This window comes from Belnapia moabensis DSM 16746 (genome assembly GCF_000745835.1).
In the GTDB taxonomy this organism is placed as follows: domain Bacteria; phylum Pseudomonadota; class Alphaproteobacteria; order Acetobacterales; family Acetobacteraceae; genus Belnapia; species Belnapia moabensis.
On the sequence record NZ_JQKB01000019.1, the window covers coordinates 78918 to 97180 of the forward strand.

Annotated in this window: 21 protein-coding genes; 14 read left to right on the plus strand and 7 right to left on the minus strand. The window is 69.0% G+C overall.

Annotation, left to right across the window (positions count from 1 at the left end; translation table 11 throughout):
* Window positions 1-64 precede the first annotated feature (64 nt).
* Window positions 65-724 carry a hypothetical protein gene (locus EP26_RS14320; RefSeq protein ID WP_157033540.1) on the minus strand — a complete coding sequence of 220 codons (660 nt, stop codon included), beginning with the start codon at window positions 722-724 and terminating at the stop codon, window positions 65-67.
* A 173-nt stretch (window positions 725-897) separates the two neighbouring features.
* Between EP26_RS14320 and EP26_RS14325 the strand changes: the two genes are divergently transcribed.
* The 3 genes from EP26_RS14325 (at window position 898) to EP26_RS14335 (ending at window position 3662) form a co-directional block, all read left to right on the plus strand.
* Entirely contained in the window at window positions 898-1458 is a 561-nt protein-coding gene (locus EP26_RS14325; RefSeq protein ID WP_157033541.1) for a hypothetical protein, read from the plus strand.
* Between the two features lie 49 nt (window positions 1459-1507).
* Window positions 1508-3061, plus strand: a complete 1554-nt coding sequence (lnt, locus tag EP26_RS14330; protein ID WP_043339380.1) for an apolipoprotein N-acyltransferase — start codon at window positions 1508-1510, stop codon at window positions 3059-3061.
* Window positions 3062-3212: 151 nt separating this feature from the next.
* Window positions 3213-3662: a helix-turn-helix domain-containing protein gene (locus tag EP26_RS14335; RefSeq protein ID WP_043339382.1), complete on the plus strand. Its 450-nt coding sequence runs from the start codon at window positions 3213-3215 to the stop codon at window positions 3660-3662.
* A gap of 7 nt (window positions 3663-3669) precedes the next feature.
* Here EP26_RS14335 and EP26_RS14340 read toward each other — a convergent pair whose 3' ends face one another.
* The gene (locus EP26_RS14340; RefSeq protein WP_084112545.1) at window positions 3670-4251 is read right to left on the minus strand and encodes a DUF2244 domain-containing protein; all 582 of its coding nucleotides are present in this window, start codon (window positions 4249-4251) and stop codon (window positions 3670-3672) included.
* Between the two features lie 97 nt (window positions 4252-4348).
* On the opposite strand from EP26_RS14340, the gene nth reads away from it, so the two are divergent.
* Both nth and EP26_RS14350 read left to right on the plus strand, forming a co-directional pair.
* A complete protein-coding gene (gene nth / locus EP26_RS14345) occupies window positions 4349-4990 on the plus strand; it encodes an endonuclease III (protein ID WP_043339385.1) in 642 nt (213 codons plus the stop codon).
* Window positions 4991-5168: 178 nt separating this feature from the next.
* On the plus strand, window positions 5169-6404 hold the full coding sequence (locus tag EP26_RS14350; protein ID WP_052389185.1) for a glycosyltransferase: 1236 nt from the start codon (window positions 5169-5171) through the stop codon (window positions 6402-6404).
* A gap of 56 nt (window positions 6405-6460) precedes the next feature.
* Here EP26_RS14350 and EP26_RS14355 read toward each other — a convergent pair whose 3' ends face one another.
* Window positions 6461-7168, minus strand: coding sequence for an aspartate racemase/maleate isomerase family protein (locus EP26_RS14355; protein ID WP_043339386.1), 708 nt, complete (start codon window positions 7166-7168; stop codon window positions 6461-6463).
* Between the two features lie 46 nt (window positions 7169-7214).
* On the opposite strand from EP26_RS14355, the gene mdlC reads away from it, so the two are divergent.
* Window positions 7215-8807, plus strand: a complete 1593-nt coding sequence (gene mdlC, locus EP26_RS14360) for a benzoylformate decarboxylase (RefSeq protein WP_043339387.1) — start codon at window positions 7215-7217, stop codon at window positions 8805-8807.
* Window positions 8808-8867: 60 nt separating this feature from the next.
* Complete coding sequence (locus EP26_RS14365; protein ID WP_043339389.1) at window positions 8868-10094, plus strand: ABC transporter substrate-binding protein; 1227 nt, start codon at window positions 8868-8870, stop codon at window positions 10092-10094.
* On the opposite strand, the gene EP26_RS14370 is transcribed toward EP26_RS14365, so the two are convergent.
* Window positions 10091-10555, minus strand: a complete 465-nt coding sequence (locus tag EP26_RS14370; RefSeq protein ID WP_043339440.1) for a CHAP domain-containing protein — start codon at window positions 10553-10555, stop codon at window positions 10091-10093. The two genes, EP26_RS14365 and EP26_RS14370, sit on opposite strands and share 4 nt — an antisense overlap.
* 242 nt (window positions 10556-10797) lie before the next feature.
* Here EP26_RS14370 and EP26_RS14375 point away from each other — a divergent pair, with 242 nt between their 5' ends.
* Together EP26_RS14375 and EP26_RS14380 are read left to right on the plus strand one after the other, a co-directional pair.
* Window positions 10798-11352, plus strand: coding sequence for a hypothetical protein (locus tag EP26_RS14375; RefSeq protein WP_052389186.1), 555 nt, complete (start codon window positions 10798-10800; stop codon window positions 11350-11352).
* Complete coding sequence (locus EP26_RS14380) at window positions 11349-11855, plus strand: hypothetical protein (RefSeq protein WP_043339390.1); 507 nt, start codon at window positions 11349-11351, stop codon at window positions 11853-11855. The genes EP26_RS14375 and EP26_RS14380 overlap by 4 nt, the downstream gene beginning before the upstream one ends.
* A gap of 54 nt (window positions 11856-11909) precedes the next feature.
* Here the strand turns inward: EP26_RS14380 and EP26_RS14385 are convergent, their stop codons facing one another.
* A complete protein-coding gene (locus tag EP26_RS14385; RefSeq protein ID WP_043339391.1) occupies window positions 11910-12806 on the minus strand; it encodes a hydroxymethylglutaryl-CoA lyase in 897 nt (298 codons plus the stop codon).
* Window positions 12803-14005, minus strand: a complete 1203-nt coding sequence (locus EP26_RS14390; RefSeq protein ID WP_043339443.1) for a CaiB/BaiF CoA transferase family protein — start codon at window positions 14003-14005, stop codon at window positions 12803-12805. Before EP26_RS14390 ends, EP26_RS14385 begins: the two co-directional genes overlap by 4 nt.
* 221 nt (window positions 14006-14226) lie before the next feature.
* On the opposite strand from EP26_RS14390, the gene EP26_RS36230 reads away from it, so the two are divergent.
* Window positions 14227-14406, plus strand: coding sequence for a hypothetical protein (locus EP26_RS36230; RefSeq protein ID WP_043339393.1), 180 nt, complete (start codon window positions 14227-14229; stop codon window positions 14404-14406).
* A complete protein-coding gene (locus EP26_RS14400; RefSeq protein WP_043339395.1) occupies window positions 14403-15797 on the plus strand; it encodes an amidase in 1395 nt (464 codons plus the stop codon). Before EP26_RS36230 ends, EP26_RS14400 begins: the two co-directional genes overlap by 4 nt.
* Here EP26_RS14400 and EP26_RS14405 read toward each other — a convergent pair.
* A complete protein-coding gene (locus tag EP26_RS14405; protein WP_043339396.1) occupies window positions 15794-16588 on the minus strand; it encodes an SDR family NAD(P)-dependent oxidoreductase in 795 nt (264 codons plus the stop codon). The two genes, EP26_RS14400 and EP26_RS14405, sit on opposite strands and share 4 nt — an antisense overlap.
* A gap of 160 nt (window positions 16589-16748) precedes the next feature.
* On the opposite strand from EP26_RS14405, the gene EP26_RS14410 reads away from it, so the two are divergent.
* The 3 genes from EP26_RS14410 to EP26_RS14420 all read left to right on the plus strand — a co-directional run.
* A complete protein-coding gene (locus tag EP26_RS14410; protein ID WP_043339397.1) occupies window positions 16749-17150 on the plus strand; it encodes a DVU3141 family protein in 402 nt (133 codons plus the stop codon).
* Between the two features lie 41 nt (window positions 17151-17191).
* Window positions 17192-17959 carry an ABC transporter permease gene (locus EP26_RS14415; RefSeq protein WP_043339399.1) on the plus strand — a complete coding sequence of 256 codons (768 nt, stop codon included), beginning with the start codon at window positions 17192-17194 and terminating at the stop codon, window positions 17957-17959.
* A gap of 56 nt (window positions 17960-18015) precedes the next feature.
* On the plus strand, window positions 18016-18263 hold a 248-nt coding region (locus EP26_RS14420; protein WP_043339401.1), incomplete at its 3' end, for a helix-turn-helix domain-containing protein.

Sequence of the window (18263 nt, forward strand, 5' to 3'; positions counted from 1 at the left end):
AACCCACGCTTGCGCTCGGAGATAGGGTGAATTTGCGAAGCTGCAATGGTTCTAACCGGCACGATCAGCCTGAAGGTGGGCCGGATGGCGCACCCGCCGGCGGCGGCTGCCGGGGCGGCGGCGGAGGCAGGCTGACGGCAGTCGCCTGCATGTCCCGCAGCAGGCTGGTTGCGCCCCGTCCCAGCGTCACCTTCCGCTGCACCAGGATGCCGGAGACGCCTTCCAGCCAGTAGCGGACGGTGAAACTCTGCTGTGCATTGGCGCCGGTGCCATTCGCTATCCGCTCCAGCACGACTGTATCGAAGCGCCCGGCCGGGGTCCGCAGCGGCTCAAAGCCGACCACCCGCCAGCGCGTCTCGAAGGGGTACTGGATGCCACTGCCTGGGTAGGAGACAGTCGCGGTATAGCTGGCATTCTTCCCCGTTCTGGCCGGGAAGAGGCTTTGCATTCCTGTCCGGTGCCCGCGCCCCTCGCTGTTCGCCTCCTCGACCATGCCCCAGACCAGCCGCGCGGTCCCGCCGCTTGCTGTGCGTGCCGTGCAGACGGCGGGATCAGTCGGGTCGGCTCCGGTGAAGACCAAGCTCCGCCCGTCGTCCCAGGTCACGCGGCTTTCCGCCTCCGGGCAGGCGAAAACCCAGTCCTTCTCGGTTTGCGGTGTCGGCGTCTTGCAGCTGGCCAAGGCCACGGCGATCAACGGCAAGGTTCCGGCTAAACGGAAGCGCATCCGAAAGGTCCTGGTCTCATGGGATCGCGACATCACGCCTTAACCATTCATTCAAACATTCAAGACAGATTTCCATTTATTGAGACTTCGGAGCCAGTAATGGGAAGCTCTCTCACGAAGCGAGTTTTGCCTTGGCCCTCCATCGCCAGGGGCATGCTATGATGCGCCCGGGCTTGGCTGGAAGGTCAAGCACCCAGGAGGATCCCTGGGACGAGATCTGGGCCAGCTATGACGCTGCGCGCCAGCCGGTGCCTTTGCACGCTATGGTCCCGATCCGCACGCGAGAGCGCAATTGCCGTGTCTTCCTAGTGCTGCTGACCACCCTTGTCTTGCTGCTGATGGTTGCCTCGGCCTTTGCCGCTCCCCGGTTGGCGGCGCGTAATCTGGCGGCGGCGCTCCGTGCCGCGGACCGGACGAGCCTCGCCGCCCTGGTTGATTGGCACGCGCTCCTCCGTGCGGCGCCTCCCCTCGGCGCAGAGGAGATCGATTTCGTCGCCAGCCTCAACCGCAGCGTGCAGCAGCATCAGGCAACGCCGGAGGGTCTGACCGCACTGGTCCAGGCCCGGGTCGGCCCTGGCTGGCCTGACCTGGAAATCGAGACCACCGGTCTCGTCACCGCCCGTCTGGTGCTCGCCTCCCCCAGCCAGCCGGGCCGTGGCATTGCGCTGTCCCTCGCCTTGCAACATTACCTCCCGCCACGCTGGCGCGTGGTCGCGGTGGAACCTTTCGGCTGACACGAGCCTACCGCTTGCCCTGGCCGCCTCACCGGGTCTAGCTGCGGCCGTGTTCACCTCCCTTCTCGCGCGCGTCGTCGCGCTTCCCTGGCGGCGGCAACTGGCGGCAGCCTTCGGACTCGGACTGCTCTCCGCCCTGGCCCTGCCGCCGGTGCATGCCGTACCGATCCTGCTCATCGCCATCCCTGGCCTGCTGGCCTTGACCGCTGCGGCGCCAAGCGGCAGGCGCGCCGCCTGGCTCGGCTTCGCCTGGGGATGGGGGCATGGGCTGGCAGGAATATACTGGATCACCCATGCCATCCTCACCGATGTCACGAATTTCTGGTGGCTCGTCCCCTTGGCGGCACCGGCCGTCGCCATTCCCCTTGCACTATTCGTCTTGCCGCCGGTGCTGGTTGCCCGCGCCCTGCCTGCGGGCTGGCCAAGGCTGCTCGGTTTTGCCGGTACCTGGGTACTGGCGGAGCTCGCGAAGGGCTTTCTCCTCACCGGCTTCCCATGGAATCTGATGGGCACGGTCTGGGCCTTCGCCGCCCTGCCGCTCCAGCCGGCGGCGCTCATCGGCGTCCACGGCCTTTCTCTGCTGACCATGCTGCTCGCGGGATTGCCGCTGCTGCCGGGTCCGCGTCCCTGGGCCGGGGCTGCCGTAGTTCTCGCCGCGCTTGCTGGTTTCGGCGCTTGGCGGCTGGCCCAGCCCGCACCGCCTGCCTCCGGGGTGCAACTCCTGCTGGTGCAAGGCAACATCCAGCAGGAGGTAAAGTGGCGCCCCGAGCAACGAATGCGCAATTTTCAACGCTACCTAGAGTTGACCGCCGAGTTCGCACGGCACGCCGCCCCCGGCAGTAAGCTGGTAGCGATCTGGCCAGAAACCGCCAGCCCTTTCCTCCTGGCCCAGGACCCGGAGGCGCAGCGCATGGCTGCGGAGGCCCTTCCGCCCGGCGCGACCCTCCTGGCCGGCACGGTGCGCGGCGAATGGGCGCCTGACGGTCAGCTACAGCGCGTCTTCAACAGCTTGGTCGCCCTCGATTCGGAAGGCCGGGTGCAAGCGGTCTACGACAAGTCCCATCTCGTCCCCTTCGGCGAATACATGCCGCTTGCCGGCCTTCTGCCGATTCGCCTGGTAACGGGAGGGATGGACTTCTCCGCCGGCCCTGGGCCGCAGCGCCTGGATCCGCCTGGCTTGCCGCCCTTTGGCGCACTGATCTGCTACGAAGTGATTTTCCCCAGCGCCGTCACCCCATCGCCGCGTCCGGACTGGCTGGTGAATATCACCAATGATGGCTGGTTCGGCATCTCTGCCGGCCCCTGGCAGCATCTCGCTGCGGCCCGGCTCCGCGCGGTGGAGGAAGGGTTGCCGCTCGCCCGCGCGGCGCAGACTGGAATTTCGGCCCTTTTCGATTCGCATGGCCGGCGCCTCGCCATGATCCCCCTCGGCACCATGGGCACCACCGTGGTCGCGCTTCCTGGCCCCGCTTCGCCGCCACCCTTTGCGCATTTCGGGTTGGCGATTCCCCTCGCCCTCGCGCTTCTCAGCATTACCCTGGCTTGGCTGTTACGGCTTCAGGTTGTATCCGGGCCGCTTACGCCGCGCGGGCCGCGAACCTGATCTTTATTGAGAAATCTTAAAAGTATTGACGCTTTGTGGCCGCACGCGTAGAAGCCCCTTAGGGAGATGGTCCCTGCCGTTGCCGCCCGCGCCTCGGCTGCAGCTTGGGGGCGCTCTCCGCCTGGGGCGGCCCGGAATGGGATAGGTTGAGATGCCGAGCGACGAACCCCTGGACCGTACGGCACGGGAGCCGCGCCCGAGCCCGATCGACGTACATGTTGGCACGCGGGTCCGCCTGCGTCGCACCCTGCTCGGCATGAGCCAGGAGAAACTGGGCGAGGCGCTCGGCCTCACCTTCCAGCAGGTGCAGAAATACGAGCGCGGCGTGAACCGCATCGGCGCCAGCCGCCTCTTCGACCTGGCTCGGGTGCTTGATGTCCCGATCGGCTTCTTCTTCGACGACATGCCCGATGCCGTCGGGGGAACCATGAACGGCATCCGTCGCGCCATGGGCTTCGCCGACAGCCAGGACGCCTTCGAGGACGACACGCTTCATCGCCGGGAAACGCTGGAACTCGTCCGCGCCTATTACCGCATCACCGATCCCTCCGTCCGCAAGCGCGTCTTCGACCTCATCAAGAGCCTGACCCCGGCCGACTAGCCGGGTCTCACCCGTCGCGCAGTTGCGGGTTGTCGAAGACCGGCTGCCTCAGCCGGCGCAACGCATCGTCGAGAGCGCCCGCGAGGTTCCGCTTCTGCTCGTCGCCGAGCAGCCGTCCGATCTCCACTTCGCTCCCTCGCTGCCGCAGCACCAGCAGGCTCACCCGCCCCGGCCGCTCCTCCAGCCGGAGCCGGGCCCAATAGGGGTCGATGGCGATCTCCTCCCTCCGCCCGCGCCCGTCCGTGCGGTGGATCGTCAGCCGGTCCCCCGTTAGGATCAAAACCTCCATCGCCCGCTGACTCCAGCGGCGGTGCATCGCCAGCAGCCCCAGCACCAGGGCTGCTTCGACCCCTGAAAAGCCGAGAACCGGCCAGGCGCCGAGCATCAGGAAGAAACCTCCGGTTGCCGCCGAGAGGCCGAGCAGCGCGATACTCAGCACGCGCATCCCGCGCCGCCCCAGACTTCGCGCTGGCGTCAGGATGGCCTCGAACAGGACCGGCTCGGGAGCGGATTCAGCGGGGACTGGCATAACATCAGAGGACATGGGATGGGCAGTGCATCCTGCCATGGCTGATGCAACGCAACCCATGCCTCGAATGCCTGCGAAAACCACTGGTCAAACCCGTGCGAAGCCGTCCCGGCCTCCGCTCCATGGCACCGCGACCGAGCCCCGGCGTGCCCGCCGCATGTCGGCGGCCCAGGCGGGCGAGTTCCTCCGTGCCCTGGCCATGTACAACCCGAAGCCGGAAACCGAGCTTCTCTATACTACGCCCTTCACTCTGCTCGTGGCCGTCGTCCTATCCGCCCAGACCACCGATGCGGCTGTGAACCGCTGCACCCCAGCCCTCTTCGCCGCCGCCCCCGGCCCGGCCGAGATGGCTGCCCTCGGCGCCGAGGGCATCGGCCCCTTCATCCGCAGCATCGGTCTCTGGCAGGGCAAGGCGAAGAATGTCGCGGCCCTCTCCCGACTGCTGATCGAACGTCACAATGGGGAAGTCCCTGGCGACCGGGCGGCGCTCGAGGCCCTGCCCGGGGTCGGCCGCAAGACGGCGAATGTCGTCCTCAATGTCGCCTTCGGCGAGAACACCATGGCGGTCGATACCCATATCTTCCGCCTCGGCAACCGCACCGGCCTCGCCCCGGGCAAGACGCCACGCGAGGTGGAGGATGGGCTGGTGAAGCGCTGCCCGCCGGAGCTGCTGCGCGATGCACATCACTGGTTGATTCTGCACGGCCGTTACATCTGCAAGGCCCGACTTCCGGAGTGCTGGCACTGCCCGGCCGCAACGCATTGCAATTACGGCGACAAGGTGGCGGCTCCGGGCTGAACCGTTGCGCAGCCGCCGCTCTGTCGGCCGGGAACCTCCGGCCCCTTCGCTGCGTTGCACTGACATAACCGATCCGTAGGCCCGACCGCGCGATACGCGGCTTGCCGGCCAGGTTCGAACCCCGCCGGCGGGTTCCCCGCTGGTGGTCCCACGGCGACTGTAACTGAAGGGACCCTTCATGACCGATGCCCTGCCGGGTAGCGTTACCCCGCGCTTGGCCGCCGTGCGGCCGACTCCGTCCACGCTGCTGCTCTGCCTCTCGCATCTCCGCTGGAACTTCGTTTTCCAGCGGCCGCAGCACCTACTGACGCGAGCTGCTCAGACCTATGACGTGATCTTTCTTGAGGAGCCGCTCTATCAGCCGGGTGCGGCCCCACGCCTTGACCTGCACCGGACGCCCGAGGGCGTCACCGTCGCGGTTCCCCTCCTGCCGGAGGGCATCCCCGCCGCCGCCGCCATCGCCGCTCAGCGCAGCATGCTGAACGACCTACTGGCGCCCGAGGCCGGTCGGCCGATGATCGCCTGGTACTACACGCCGATGGCGCTGGAGTTCTCCGCCCATCTACGTCCCGACATCACCGTCTACGACTGCATGGACGAGCTTTCCGCTTTCCGTGGCGCTCCGCCTCGGATGCTTGAGCTGGAGCAGGCGCTGTTGAATCGCGCCGACCTGGTCTTCACCGGCGGCCGCAGCCTTTACGAGGCGAAGCGCAACCGCCATGCCCGCGTCTCTTGCTTCCCCTCCTCGATCGACACCGCGCATTTCGCCGCCGCGCGGAACGGCGCTGCCGAGCCGGCCGACATGACCGGGCTGGCTCGCCCGCGCATCGGCTTCTTCGGTGTGGTCGACGAGCGGATGAACCCCACCCTGGTCGGCGAACTCGCCGCGCTCCGACCCGACTGGTCCTTCGTCATGATCGGTCCGGTGGTGAAGATCGAACCGGCCGATCTGCCGCGCCTTCCGAACATCCACTGGGTCGGCGGACGCGACTACAAGCAGTTGCCGGCCTATCTCGGCGCCTGGGATGCGGGCTTCATGCCTTTCGCGCAGAACGAGAGCACTCGCTTCATCAGCCCGACCAAGACGCCGGAATTCCTGGCCGCAGGCCTGCCCGTCGTCTCGACGCCGATCACCGATGTGGTGCGCGACTGGGGCCCGAAGCCTGATGGCACCCAGGGCCTCGTCGAGATCGCCGAGGATGCGGAAGGCTTCGCTCGCGCCCTCGACATGATGCTGGCGCGTCCCCGTGCCCCCTGGCTGAAACAGGTGGACCGGCGCCTCGCGCAGATCTCCTGGGACCGCACCTGGTCTGAAATGCGCGGGCAGATGGAGACGGCGCTGCGGGCAGCGACGCGCATGGCGCGGACGCGGGCGGCGGCCAATCTGCTGAAGCAGGCGGCGGCGGGCGACTGAGGCGGGACGAGGGCTCAGCCCCCATCGGGGCCAAGGCTTGGCCCCGGACCTCGCCCTTAAGTCAGGCTGAACAGGCGGCCGAGCCCAGCGGCCGGACGCTTGTCCAGGCTGAGCGCATCCAGGCAGGCCCAGACGCCGATCGAGGCGGAGTCAAGCACGGGCACGCCAAATTCTGCTTCCAGCTCCGGCACCAGCGCGAGCCCCGGCAGATTGGTGCTCCAGATCAGCACCGCCTCCGCGCCTGCTGCTACTTCGCGTGCGAGCGAGGCGATCGCTGCCGGCTCCACCGCGCTCGCCATGGCATTGTCGCGGATGCCGAGGCCACGCAGCGCCGCCACCTCCACCGGCAAGCCAGCCGCATGGGCCACCGCCTCCTCCACCGGCCCCTGGGCCACCATCCCGACCCGCCGTACGCCGAGCCGCTCCAGCACGCGTACCGTCGCCATCACCGTGGTGATGCCGACACAGCTCGCAGCCTCGCCCATTGCGGCCGCCAAGGCCTCGTCATGCGCGAGGCCAAGGGCTGCCCCCCGTGTCCCGTTCCAGCAGACCACACCGACGCCTGCATGCCCCAGCAGTCGCGCCGCCTCGCGGAAGCTGCCGAGATCGTAGCCATCGGCCGGCTGGCCCATCCCCTGCCCCCAATAGGGGATGCGCGCCACGCAGCCATCCACCTCGGGGAAAAGCGGCAGGATGGCGCTCAGCACCCGCTCCACCATCCGGTTCGATGAGGGCAGCACGGTGCCGATGGCGAGGCGGGGCATGCGATGGCTCCTTTCGGCGGGTCCTGCTTCGCGCTTAGCTTCCCCGATGGAAACGCCCGGCACCATCACAGTCCGCGATGCGGTCATGCAACTCCTGCGCGATTGCGGCATGACGACCGTCTTCGGCAATCCCGGCTCCACCGAACTGCCCTTCCTCGACCGTTGGCCGAATGACTTCCGCTACATCCTCGGCCTTCAGGAATCCTCTGTCGTAGCCATGGCTGACGGTTTCGCCCGTGCCACGGGACGCGCCGCCTTCTGCTCCCTGCATTCAGCGGTCGGCGTCGGCCATGCCGCAGGGAGCATCTTCACCGCCTACCGCAACCAAGCCCCGCTGGTGATTACCGCCGGGCAGCAGGCCCGCAGCCTCCTGCCGCTGAACCCCTTTCTCGGCGCCACCGAGGCGGCGCAGTTCCCGAAGCCCTACGTCAAATGGTCAATAGAGCCGGCCCGCGCCGAGGATGTGCCCGCCGCCCTCGCCCATGCCTGGCACGTCGCCATGCAGCCACCCTGCGGCCCGACCTTCGTCTCCATCCCGATGGATGACTGGTCCAGCCCCGCCGAGCCTCTGCCCCTGCGCCGGATCGGGCGCGACACCGGCCCCGACCCCGACCTGTTGAGGGATGCCGCAGCCGCCCTCGCCACCAGCCGCTCACCTGTCCTCGTCATCGGCCCCGAAGTCGATGCCAGCGGTGCCGGCCCTGCCGTCGTCGCCCTTGCCGAGCGCCTCAACGCCCCCGTCCTCGCCAGCCCCTTTTCCAGCCGCGTCAGCTTTCCGGAGACGCATCCACTCTTCGCTGGCTTCCTCGCCGCCGCGCCGAATGCGGTGACCACGGGGCTCGCGTCCTACGACCTGGTGATGGTCCTCGGCGCCCCCGTCTTTACCTTCCATGTCGCCGGCGACTACCGCCTTCCGCCCCTCATTCAGATGACGGCCGATGGGGAGGCCATCGCCGCCGCCCCCTGCGGCACCGGCATCCTCGGCAGCCTCCGCATCGGCGTCCCGGCCCTCACCGCCTTGCTGCCGCCGGTCAGCCGCCCGGCGCCTCCCCCTCGCCCCAGCCTGCCAGCGCCGGCGGCTGCCAGTCCCATCCCCGTCGAGCTCCTTCTTCACAACCTCGCCGCAACCCGCCCGGCCAATTCGATTATCGTCGAGGAGGCACCCTCCCACCGCCCGGCGATCCAGCAGCACCTGCCCATCCCGGACTGGGGCGGCTTCTTCACCATGGCGAGCGGTGGCCTTGGCTATGGGTTGCCTGCCGCGGTCGGCGTCGCACTGGCCCATCCTGCCCGGCGCGTCATCGCCGTGATCGGCGACGGGTCGATGATGTACTCCATCCAGGCGCTCTGGACCGCCGTGCGCGAGGCCCTCCCCCTCACCGTCATCGTGCTGAACAACAGCGGCTACGGCGCCATGCGGTCGTTCAGCCGGGTCCTCGGCGTGGAGAACGCCCCGGGCATCGACCTCCCTGGCCTCGACTTCCCGAGCCTCGCGGCCGGTATGGGCTGCCCCGCCCGCCAGGTTGCCGACCCGGCCGACCTAACCGCGGCGCTGTCCTCGGCTTTCGCCTCGCCCTCCCCCATGCTGATCGATGTCGCCCTCGATCCGGCGATCCACACCCTGTACCGCAAAGGGTGACAACCTCTAGGCTCGTCCCGTGAGCGTCCCAGCCAAGGGGCGCCGAAGGGAGCCTCGTCCATGCACTTCACCCGCCGCGCCGCGCTCGGTGCCACCGCTGGCCTGCTCGCAGCCCCATCCCTCCGCGCCCAGCCCGCCGATGTCATCCGCATCGGCGTGCTGACCGACCTCGCCGGCCCCTATCGCGACGTGACCGGGCCCACCTCCGTCGCCTGCGTCCGCCAGGCAGTCGAGGAATTCACCGCTGCCAACCCGGCGGTCCGCGTCGAGATCATCACCGCCGACCACCAGAACAAGCCGGATGTCGGCATCAACACCGTGCGCCAATGGTTCGACCAGCGCGGCGTCGACATCGTCACCGATGTCGGCAACAGCGCCATCGCCCTTGGCATCAACCCGGTCTGTGTCGAGAAGGACAAGCTCCATCTCAATGCCTCCGCCGGCACCTCGGACCTGACCGGCCGCGCCTGCACGCCCAACAGCATCCATTGGGCCTACGATACCTACTGCCTCTCCAACACCTCCGGCACCGCGCTCACCAAGGCGGGCGGCGACCGCTGGTACTTCGTCACCGCCGACTACGCCTTCGGCCACGCGATCGAGCGCGACACCACCCGCTTCATCGAGGCCGCTGGCGGCAAGATGCTCGGCGCCTCGCGCTACCCCTTTCCACAGACCACGGATTTCTCCGCCTTCCTGCTCCAGGCGAAGGCGTCTGGCGCCAAGGTTCTCGGCCTCGCCATGGCCGGCGACGACCTGATCAACTGCGTGAAGCAGGCGCAGGAATTCGGCCTGACCCGCAGCATGAAGCTCGCCGCCATCATCGGCTCCATCACCGCCGTCGTCGCCTCCGGACTGCAGACGATGCAGGGGATGTATATCGCCGAAACTTTCTGGTGGGACCTCGACGACCGCACCCGTGGCTTCACCCGCCGCGTGCAGCAGAAGCTCCCCGCCGGTGTCTTTCCCAACTACGTCCATGCCGCGAATTACAGCGGCGTCCTGCACTACCTGAAGGCCGTGCAGGTCCTCGGCGTAGCGCGTGCCAAGGCCAGCGGCCGCGAGGTGGTGGCGCAGATGAAGCGCATGCCGACCGATGACGATGCCTTCGGGCAGGGCCTCATTCGCGAGGACGGCCGCAAGCTCCACCCCTCCTACCTGCTCGAGGTGAAGAAGCCCGGCGAGAGCCGCTATCCCGGCGATGTCTACCGCCTCGCCGCCACCATCCCCGGCGACCAGGCATTCCGCCCACTCTCCGAGGGCGCCTGCCCAATGATCCGCAGCTAACCCGGATGGACGAAGCCATAGGCCGGATAGGCCGTGGCACCGTAGCCGTTCACCGGCGGATACCAGACCCGCACAAGGGACCAGTCATTGCCCGGCGACACGTCGAGCACCGGCTGGTCGCGCGCTACCCGCCCCTTGCCCCTCCCCGAGGCCCAATTGGCGTGGTCCACCCGGATTTCCCGTGCCGAGACCACGCGTGCCACCAGCGAGACATGTCCCTGCGGCAGCCGCGAGGTCCGCATGAGGACCAGCACGCTCCCCGCCCGCGGCGCTCGGCCCCGCGCGTAGGCCGCGCCGCCCTCCCACCATTCCCAGGCATCCCCGCGGATCGGCAGCCCGGTCCGCGCTCGCACATAGGGCACGCAACTCCAGTCGCCGGCCCCCTCCGCCACGCTCCGCGGCGCCCGTGCCGAACCACAGGCGGCGAGCCCGAGCAGGGCCAGCAGCATCATCCAACGCATCGCAGCGAATCCACCCTCGGCGCCCCCAACCGCCGGCACCATAACCGAAACCACCGGTGTAGCGACATGGAAAGCATGTCCGATCAAAGGGTTGTAGGGCATTACTGGAACGCCATCATCAACCTCTCGCTCAAACTCGCCGAGTATGCGAAAGACGCCCTGCATGCGGGGGGAAGATCCAGCCGCGCCGGCACGACCGGCCGGAAGGACGGGGCCCGCAATTGCTCAGGAAGGGCCAGGTGATGACCAAATCGAACAGGTGGCTGCGTCGCCGCCCCGGAGCCGCGCCGGTTGCGCTGCTGATGGCCGGCGTGCTCCTCGCCGCCCAGCCCGCCAGCGCCCTGCCGCGCTGCGCCGCCGAGACCGACCAGACCGTCTTCGAGATCGAGGCGCTGAAGACCGAGTTGATGGTGGTCGCTACCACCTGCAAGCAGGAAGACCGCTACAACGCCTTCGTGCAGAAGTACCAGCCGGCCCTGGCGCAAAACGGTCGCGCCTTCGGCCAGTACTTCATCCGCACCCATGGCGGTACCCGCCCCGGCCAGCGGCAGAACGATATCTACATCACCGAGCTGGCCAATGTGCGCTCGAACGTCGCCCGCTCGCTCGGCAGCGACTTTTGCTCCCGCAATGGCGGCCTCTTCGACGAGGTGATGGCGCTGCAGAGCCCGGACGACCTCCCCGGCTACGCCGCCGGCAAGGACCTGCTCTCCTCCGGCGCCACGGCCTGCCAGGGCGCGCCCGCCCCTCGCGCGGCCACCCCGGCCCGCCGCACCGCTGGAACCCATACGCGATGACATTGCGCCTTCCCCTCGCCGGCCCGCTCGCGCTGGCCGCCTTGCTCGCCGCCTGCGCCCAGCCGCAGGAGGCTCGCCAAGCTGCGACGGGCGCCCGCCTCTACGCGAACGACCTCGCCGGCGGCGCCAAGACCTGCACCGTGCCGCAGCCTGCCGTGCTCTCCGCCGGGCAGCAGGTCGACACCGTCATGACCGTCGACAACGATGGCGGCTGGTGCGGCATTACCGTCGCCCAGTCCGGGCCGAAGCCCTTCGCCTATGGCACGGTGGTCGGACGCCCGCAGAACGGCCGGCTCCATATCCATACGGTCGGCGACAACACGCGCGTGGACTACATCCCGAATGCCGCATTTGGCGGGACGGATAATTTCACCGTCAAGCTTGTGCCGGGCAATGCCACGATGCGGGTTGCGGTCACCGTGAACTACACGGCGCCGCCGGCCCCGCCCACGCCACCCGCTCCGCCGCCGCGGCAGAACCGGACTCCGGCGCGCAGGCGCTAGAGGAGAAGGCCCGGGGGAAGACGCTTCTCCCGGGCCCCCTTTGTTTTCTCCGAGTTACGCCGCCCTGCGGGCGGCGGGGACGCGACGCATCGCACCGCCGGGGACGGCGCCGGGCACGGCGGCGGCCATGTCGGCGGCGGTGAGCAAGCGGTCCCATGCGATGCCGGTTTCAACGCCCATCCGGCCGAACATCCAGGCGACATCCTCCATCGCCACGTTACCTGTCGCGCCCGGCGCGAAGGGGCATCCGCCGATGCCGCCCGAGGCCGCATCGAAGACCCGCACCCCTGCCTCATAGGCCGCGACCACATTGGCGACGCCCATCCCATAGGTGTCATGCCCGTGGAAGGCGAAGCGTTTGCCCCAGGCGGCAATGGCGCGTTCGAAGATCCGCTGCACTTGGTCCGGCGCCGCATTCCCGGTGGTGTCGCAGATGGCGATCTCCATCTCCGGGTCGAGCGCCACCACCTGCTCCACTAGGTCGAGCGTCGCCTGCTCCGGCACCACCCCCTCGAAGGGGCAGTGGAAGGCGCAGGAGAGATTGAAGCGGATCGGCGTCCCCTTCGGCGCCTCGCGCACGATGGCCGAGAGGTCGGCCAGGCTCTCCGCCCGGCTGCGGTTCAGGTTCGCCTTGTTGTGGCTCTCCGTCACCGACATGAAGAGGCCGAGCCGGTCGGCGCCTGCCGCCATCGCCGCCTCGAAGCCCTTGCGGTTCGGCACCAGAACGGTGCACTCCAGCCCCTCGAGCTGCTTCGCGAATTTGAGGACGGCACCGGTATCCGCCATCTGCGGGATGGCCTTGGGCGAGACGAAGCTGCCCACCTCCATTCGCCGCAAGCCAGCTTCGTAGCAGGCGCGCACCAGCCCGATCTTGGTCTCCGTCGGCACGAAATCCCCAATGGATTGCAGCCCGTCCCTCGGGGCCACCTCCGACAGCGCGATCCCGGTCATTCCTCGCCCTCCTTCAGCAATTCTTCGAAGACATGCCGGTTGTGCGCCCCCGCGGCCGGGCCCGTCCAGCGCACCATTTCGCGCGGCGCGACGCCGTCGAAGCGGAAAGGCGCCGCCGGATGCAGCACGCGGCCGAGCAGTGGGTCCTCGACCTCCATCACCAGCCCTCGCGCGCGGAAATGCGGGTCCTCCGCGCAATCCCGCATGTCGTAGAGGCGCGAGCAGGGCACTTCGGCCCGCTCCAGCAACGCCTCCGCCTCGGCGGCCGGCAGGGTCCGGGTCCAGTCGGCGATCATGGCGTCCAGCTCGGTGACATGCTCGCAGCGCCGCGCATTGTTGGCGAAGCGCGGATCGCCCACCGCCTCAGGCCGCCCGATCGCCGCCATCAGCCGGCGGAAGATGAGATCCGAATTACCGGCGATGCAAAGCCACTTCCCATCCGCGCAGGGATAGGTGTTGGTCGGCGCCGCCGTCTTAATCGCCGCCCCCTGCGGCTGCCGCACCCAGCCGAACAGCCCGTATTCCGGCAGCATCCCCTCCATCAACGAGAAGACGCTGCCGACCAGGTCGACATCGAGGACGCGCCCACGCGCCGCCGGATTGCCCTTCACCTGCCAGCAGGCCGAGACCAGCCCCATCGCGGCATACATCCCCGCCAGGTCGTCGCTGATCGAGACGCCGCAGCGCGGCGGCGGCATGTCGGTCTGCCCGGGATTGGCGGTGAGATGCCTGAGGCCGCCCATTGCCTCGCCGATCGCCCCGAAGGCCGGCTTGTCACGATAGGGGCCGTCCTGCCCGTAGCCGCTGATCCGCGCGATGACGAGGCGCGGGTTGACCGCATGCAGGTCGGCCGGACCGAGCCCGTAGCGCTCCAGCTGGCCGGGCCGGAAATTCTCGATCAGCCCATCCGCCCGCGCCACCAGCCGCCTGAGCTTCGCCTTGTCCGGCTCGCTCTTCAGGTCGAGCGTGACCGAGAGCTTGTTGCGGCCGTGCACGCTGAACCAGACGGCATTCCCATCGACGGCGGAGCCCCAGCCCCGCACCGGGTCGCCCTCTGGCGGTTCCACCTTGATGACCTCGGCACCGAGATCCGCGAGCAGCCGCGTGGCGAAGGGCGCGGCAATGTAATGCCCCAGCTCGACGATCCTGAGCCCCTCGAGCGGCAGCCCCTGCGGTGGCGACGGCTGTGGCGCTGGCATCTTCTCCTCCCCCATGGCGACGCCTCCCTGCATAGCCCCCGCCCTCGCGCGACGAAAGACGACAGCACCACGACGACTTCTTCGCCCTACCGGCGCAGGCTTCCATTGCAGGCGGTGGGCCTCCCCTCCCGGCGGCGCATGCACCGGGGCGGCGCCCGCAAGGGTTCCGCCTCCCATCCTTTTGGGCCACGATCCCCGCATCACCTAAGGAGAGCAGCGGGATGACAGACAAGGCCGAAACCTTGGCGAAGGCCGCGGGCCTCGACCGCGCCTGGCAGGACCACCGCGCCGATGTGGAGGAGGCGATCGCCCTCGCCGCCCGCTTCCGCAATGCCTTCACCCGCCCGGCAAGCCCTGCCGCCGAGCCGACCCCACCCTACCGCGCCCCGGTGAATCCGTGACGGAGCCGCATGCCCTACCGCTGGCCGAGGCGGCGGCTCTCATCGCCGCCCGCCGCTTGTCGCCGGTCGAGCTTCTGCAATCCTGCCTTGGGCGAATCGCCGCGGTGGAGCCGCGCCTCAATGCTGTCATCCGCCTTCTGGCCGACGAGGCCATGGCCCAGGCCCGGGCGGCCGAGGCCGAGATTGTCCGCGGCGGCCCACGCAGCCCGATGCACGGCATTCCGGTCGGGCTGAAGGACATCATCGACCTCGCCGGTCACCCGACCACCTGCCACTCGAAGCTGCAGGTCGATCGCATCGCCGCGGAGGACGCCCAGGCCACCGCCCGCCTGCGCGGCGCCGGCGCCCTTTTCCCAGCCAAGCTGGCGACGCATGAATTCGCCATCGGCGGCCCGGCCTTCGACCTTCCCTTCCCGCCTGCCCGCAACCCCTGGAACACGGCGCACCATCCAGGCGGCTCCTCCTCAGGCTCCGGTGTAGCGGTCGCCGCGCGGATGCTGCCCGCTGCCCTTGGTACGGATACCGGCGGCTCCGTCCGCCACCCTGCCAGCCATTGCGGCCTGGTGGGGCTGAAGCCGACCTATGGCCTCGTTTCCCGCCGCGGCGTCTTCCCGCTCTCCTTCACCCTCGACCATGTCGGGCCGATGACCCGCACGGTGCGCGACAACGCCCTGCTGCTGAACGCCATCGCAGGGCATGACCCGGCAGACCCAGGCAGCGCTCCGCACCCGACCGAGGATTACACGCGTGACCTCCATCTGGGCCTGAAGGGGCTGCGGATCGGCTTCGTTCGCCATTTCCACGAGTACGACCAGCCGGCGACGCCAGAGATGGCCGCCGCACTGGAGGCCGCCGCCGCACTGCTGGCAGCCGAGGGCGCCCGGGTGACGACGGTAATCCTGCCACCCTTGGCCGAGTTCGCCGGCGTCAACCGCACCATTATGCTCCCCGAAGCGACCGCTATCCACGAGGCTTGGCTGCGCGAGCGTCCCGGCGACTACGCCCATATCACCCGCCGCCGGCTGCTGCCCGGCATGTTCGTCACCGGCGCCGACTACGTGCAGGCGCAGCGGCGGCGGCACGAGCTGGTCGCCGCCGTGGAGGCCTCCTTCGCCGAGGTGGACCTGCTGTTCTGCGCCAGCTCCATGGACCCCGCCTGCCGCATCGACGACGCGGCGGAGGTGGAGCGGACCTATCCCCGCCAGGCCCGGACGCCCTTCAACGTCACCGGCCATCCCGCTATCAGCGTCATGTGCGGCCTGAGCCGTGAGGCGGGCCTTCCGCTCGGCCTGCAACTGGTGGCCCCAAGCTTCCGGGAAGCCCTGCTCTACCGTGCCGCCGCCGGCTATGAGCGTGCTGTCCCTTGGAAGGACATGGCACCGCCGATCTAGCCCTCCGGCGCGATCCGGAACCGGAATCGCCGCACCAGCCGGTCCGCCACGGGGGCCGGCAGCAAGGCCAGCCCCCGCAGCGCCGCCCCAAAGAACCAGGGCATCACCACCCTGCCCTGCGCCCCGAGCAGGGCGCGCTCCACCCGCACCGCCACCTCCTCTACCGGCATCTCGAACGGATGCCCGCCGAGGAAGCGCGCCGACATCGCGCTCTCGAAGAAGCCCGGCGCCACCAGCGTCACCCGGAGGCCCGCCGGTCCATGCGCCGCCCGCAGCGCCTCGCCATAGGCCCAAAGCCCCGCCTTGCTCGCCGAATAGGCCGGACCGTCCGGCAGTCCGATGAACCCCGCGACCGACCCGACCAGCAGCACGGAGCCCCGCCCGCGCGCCAGCATCCAAGGCAGCGCCGGCTCCACCAGGTTGACCGCCCCCATCAGGTTGACCGCGATCTGCGCGCTCGCCGAAGCATGTCCCTCCGGCTTCCCATCCGGCCGGGTACCGCCATTGATCCCGGCATTGGCGATGACAGCGTCGATCGGCGCCGCCGCGTCCCAGGCCGCGAGGCAGTCAGCCATTGCCCGTGCCTCCCGCACATCGAGCACTGCCGTCTCCACCGTCGCACCGCGCGCCCGGCATGCTGCCGCAGTCTCCTCGAGCCCCGCCGCACCGCGGGCGATCAGGCCCAGCCGCCGCCCCGGTCGCGACAGCCGCCGCGCCACCACCGCCCCCAGCCCGCGCGAGGCGCCGGTGATGACGACATGGGCGAAGCTTGCCTCGGCATCCACGGACATCGTACCCACGTGATAAAATGAAACGATATCAAAACATCCAGCAGCTGTTAAGGCACCGTTTACGGACCCGGGTCTATAGGAACCATCGGTTCGCCTCTGGCAGGAAGAATGCTTGTCCTTGGCTCACGTTTTGGTAAACGGATTGGGGGAGCCATCGATCGTGATCCTGTTCAATTCCGCCGCTGACCGTCCGGTCCAGACGCGCATCACCGGGCTCGTGCTGACGGCGATGGGACTCGGCCTCCTGGCTGGATGCAGTGCAGCAACCTCGCCCGGCGCCGGCACCCCCGCCGCGCCCGTCGTCGCTGTGGAGCCGATGACTCCACTCGTCGCCTTCGCCGCAACCGCCCAGCCCGGCGCCGAGACCACCCTCGCCCTGCCCGGCAGCGGCCCTGCACGGGTCCGCGTCCTGCGCACCTACAATGCCGCCAGCGGCCGTGAATGCCGCGAGGTGCTGGTCGGCGCCGGTACAGGCGAACAGGCGCGGCTGGTTTGCGGCGCCGATGGCCAATGGGCCGAGGCCCGGCCATTGCTCCGGGGCGGCGGCCTGCAACGCCCGTGAGCGGTGCCGCCCAGCCTGCGCCAGCCCGGCGCGGCACCCGGATGGGCGATGCTCTCGCCTGCCAGCTGCGCGTCATCGGCGCCCTGCTGCTGCGCGAGCTCGGCACGAGGTTCGGCCGCGACAATCTCGGCTATCTCTGGCTCTTCGTGGAGCCGGCGCTGCTCGGCGGCGCCCTCGGCACGCTGCACTACTTCATCGCCCATGCCATGCCGGGCGGGCTGAACCCCTTCGAGTTCTGGGTGATCGCCTACATCCCCTTCTACCTGCTGCGCGGCATCATCAACCGGGCACCCTTCGGCATCCCGTCCAACCAGTCGCTGCTCTACCACCGCAACGTCACCATCCTCGACATCCTGCTGGCGCGGAACCTGCTCGAGGGCGCCGCGGTGCTCGGTGCGCTTGTGGTCTTCCTCGTCTTCTTCGGCATCGCCTTCGGCCACTGGCCGGCCGATCCCTTCAAAATGCTCTTCGGCATGGTGCTGATGCTGCTGCTCTCGCACGGCGTCTCGCTGATGGTCTCGGCCGGCGCCGTCTATACGGAGCTGTTCGAGCGGCTGATTCACCTCATCACCTATCTCTCCATGCCGCTGCTCGGCGCCTTCTGGATGGTGTTCTGGCTGCCCTATGAGGCGCAGCGCCTCGCCATCTGGATTCCGAGCGTCCACATCTTCGAGCTGATCCGCGACGGGCATTTTGGCGGCGCAGTGCCGACGACCTACGATATCGGCTATGTCTGCGCCTGGATCGCCGGCACCAACCTGCTCGGCATGGCGGCCATCCGCCGCGCCCGGCGCGACCTCGTGCTCTAGTGCACTGACCCAGACGGAGGATTCACAGCGGGCCGCTGCGGTGGAATTCTCCGGCTATGGCCCAGACCGTCAGTGTCATCGTTGGATCGGCCGACCGCACCCGCCTGAGTGCGATCATCGGCGACCGGAACCGCCCGCTCAAGCATACGCAGCGGGCCACCATCATCCTGCTGTCGGCCGAGCGGCTGCCTGTCCTGGAGGTGGCGCGCCGGGCGGGCGTCAGCCGCCCCGCGGTGTGGCGCTGGCAACAGCGCTATGCCGAGCAGGGCGTCGACGGACTGCTGCGCGACAAGACGCGCCCGCC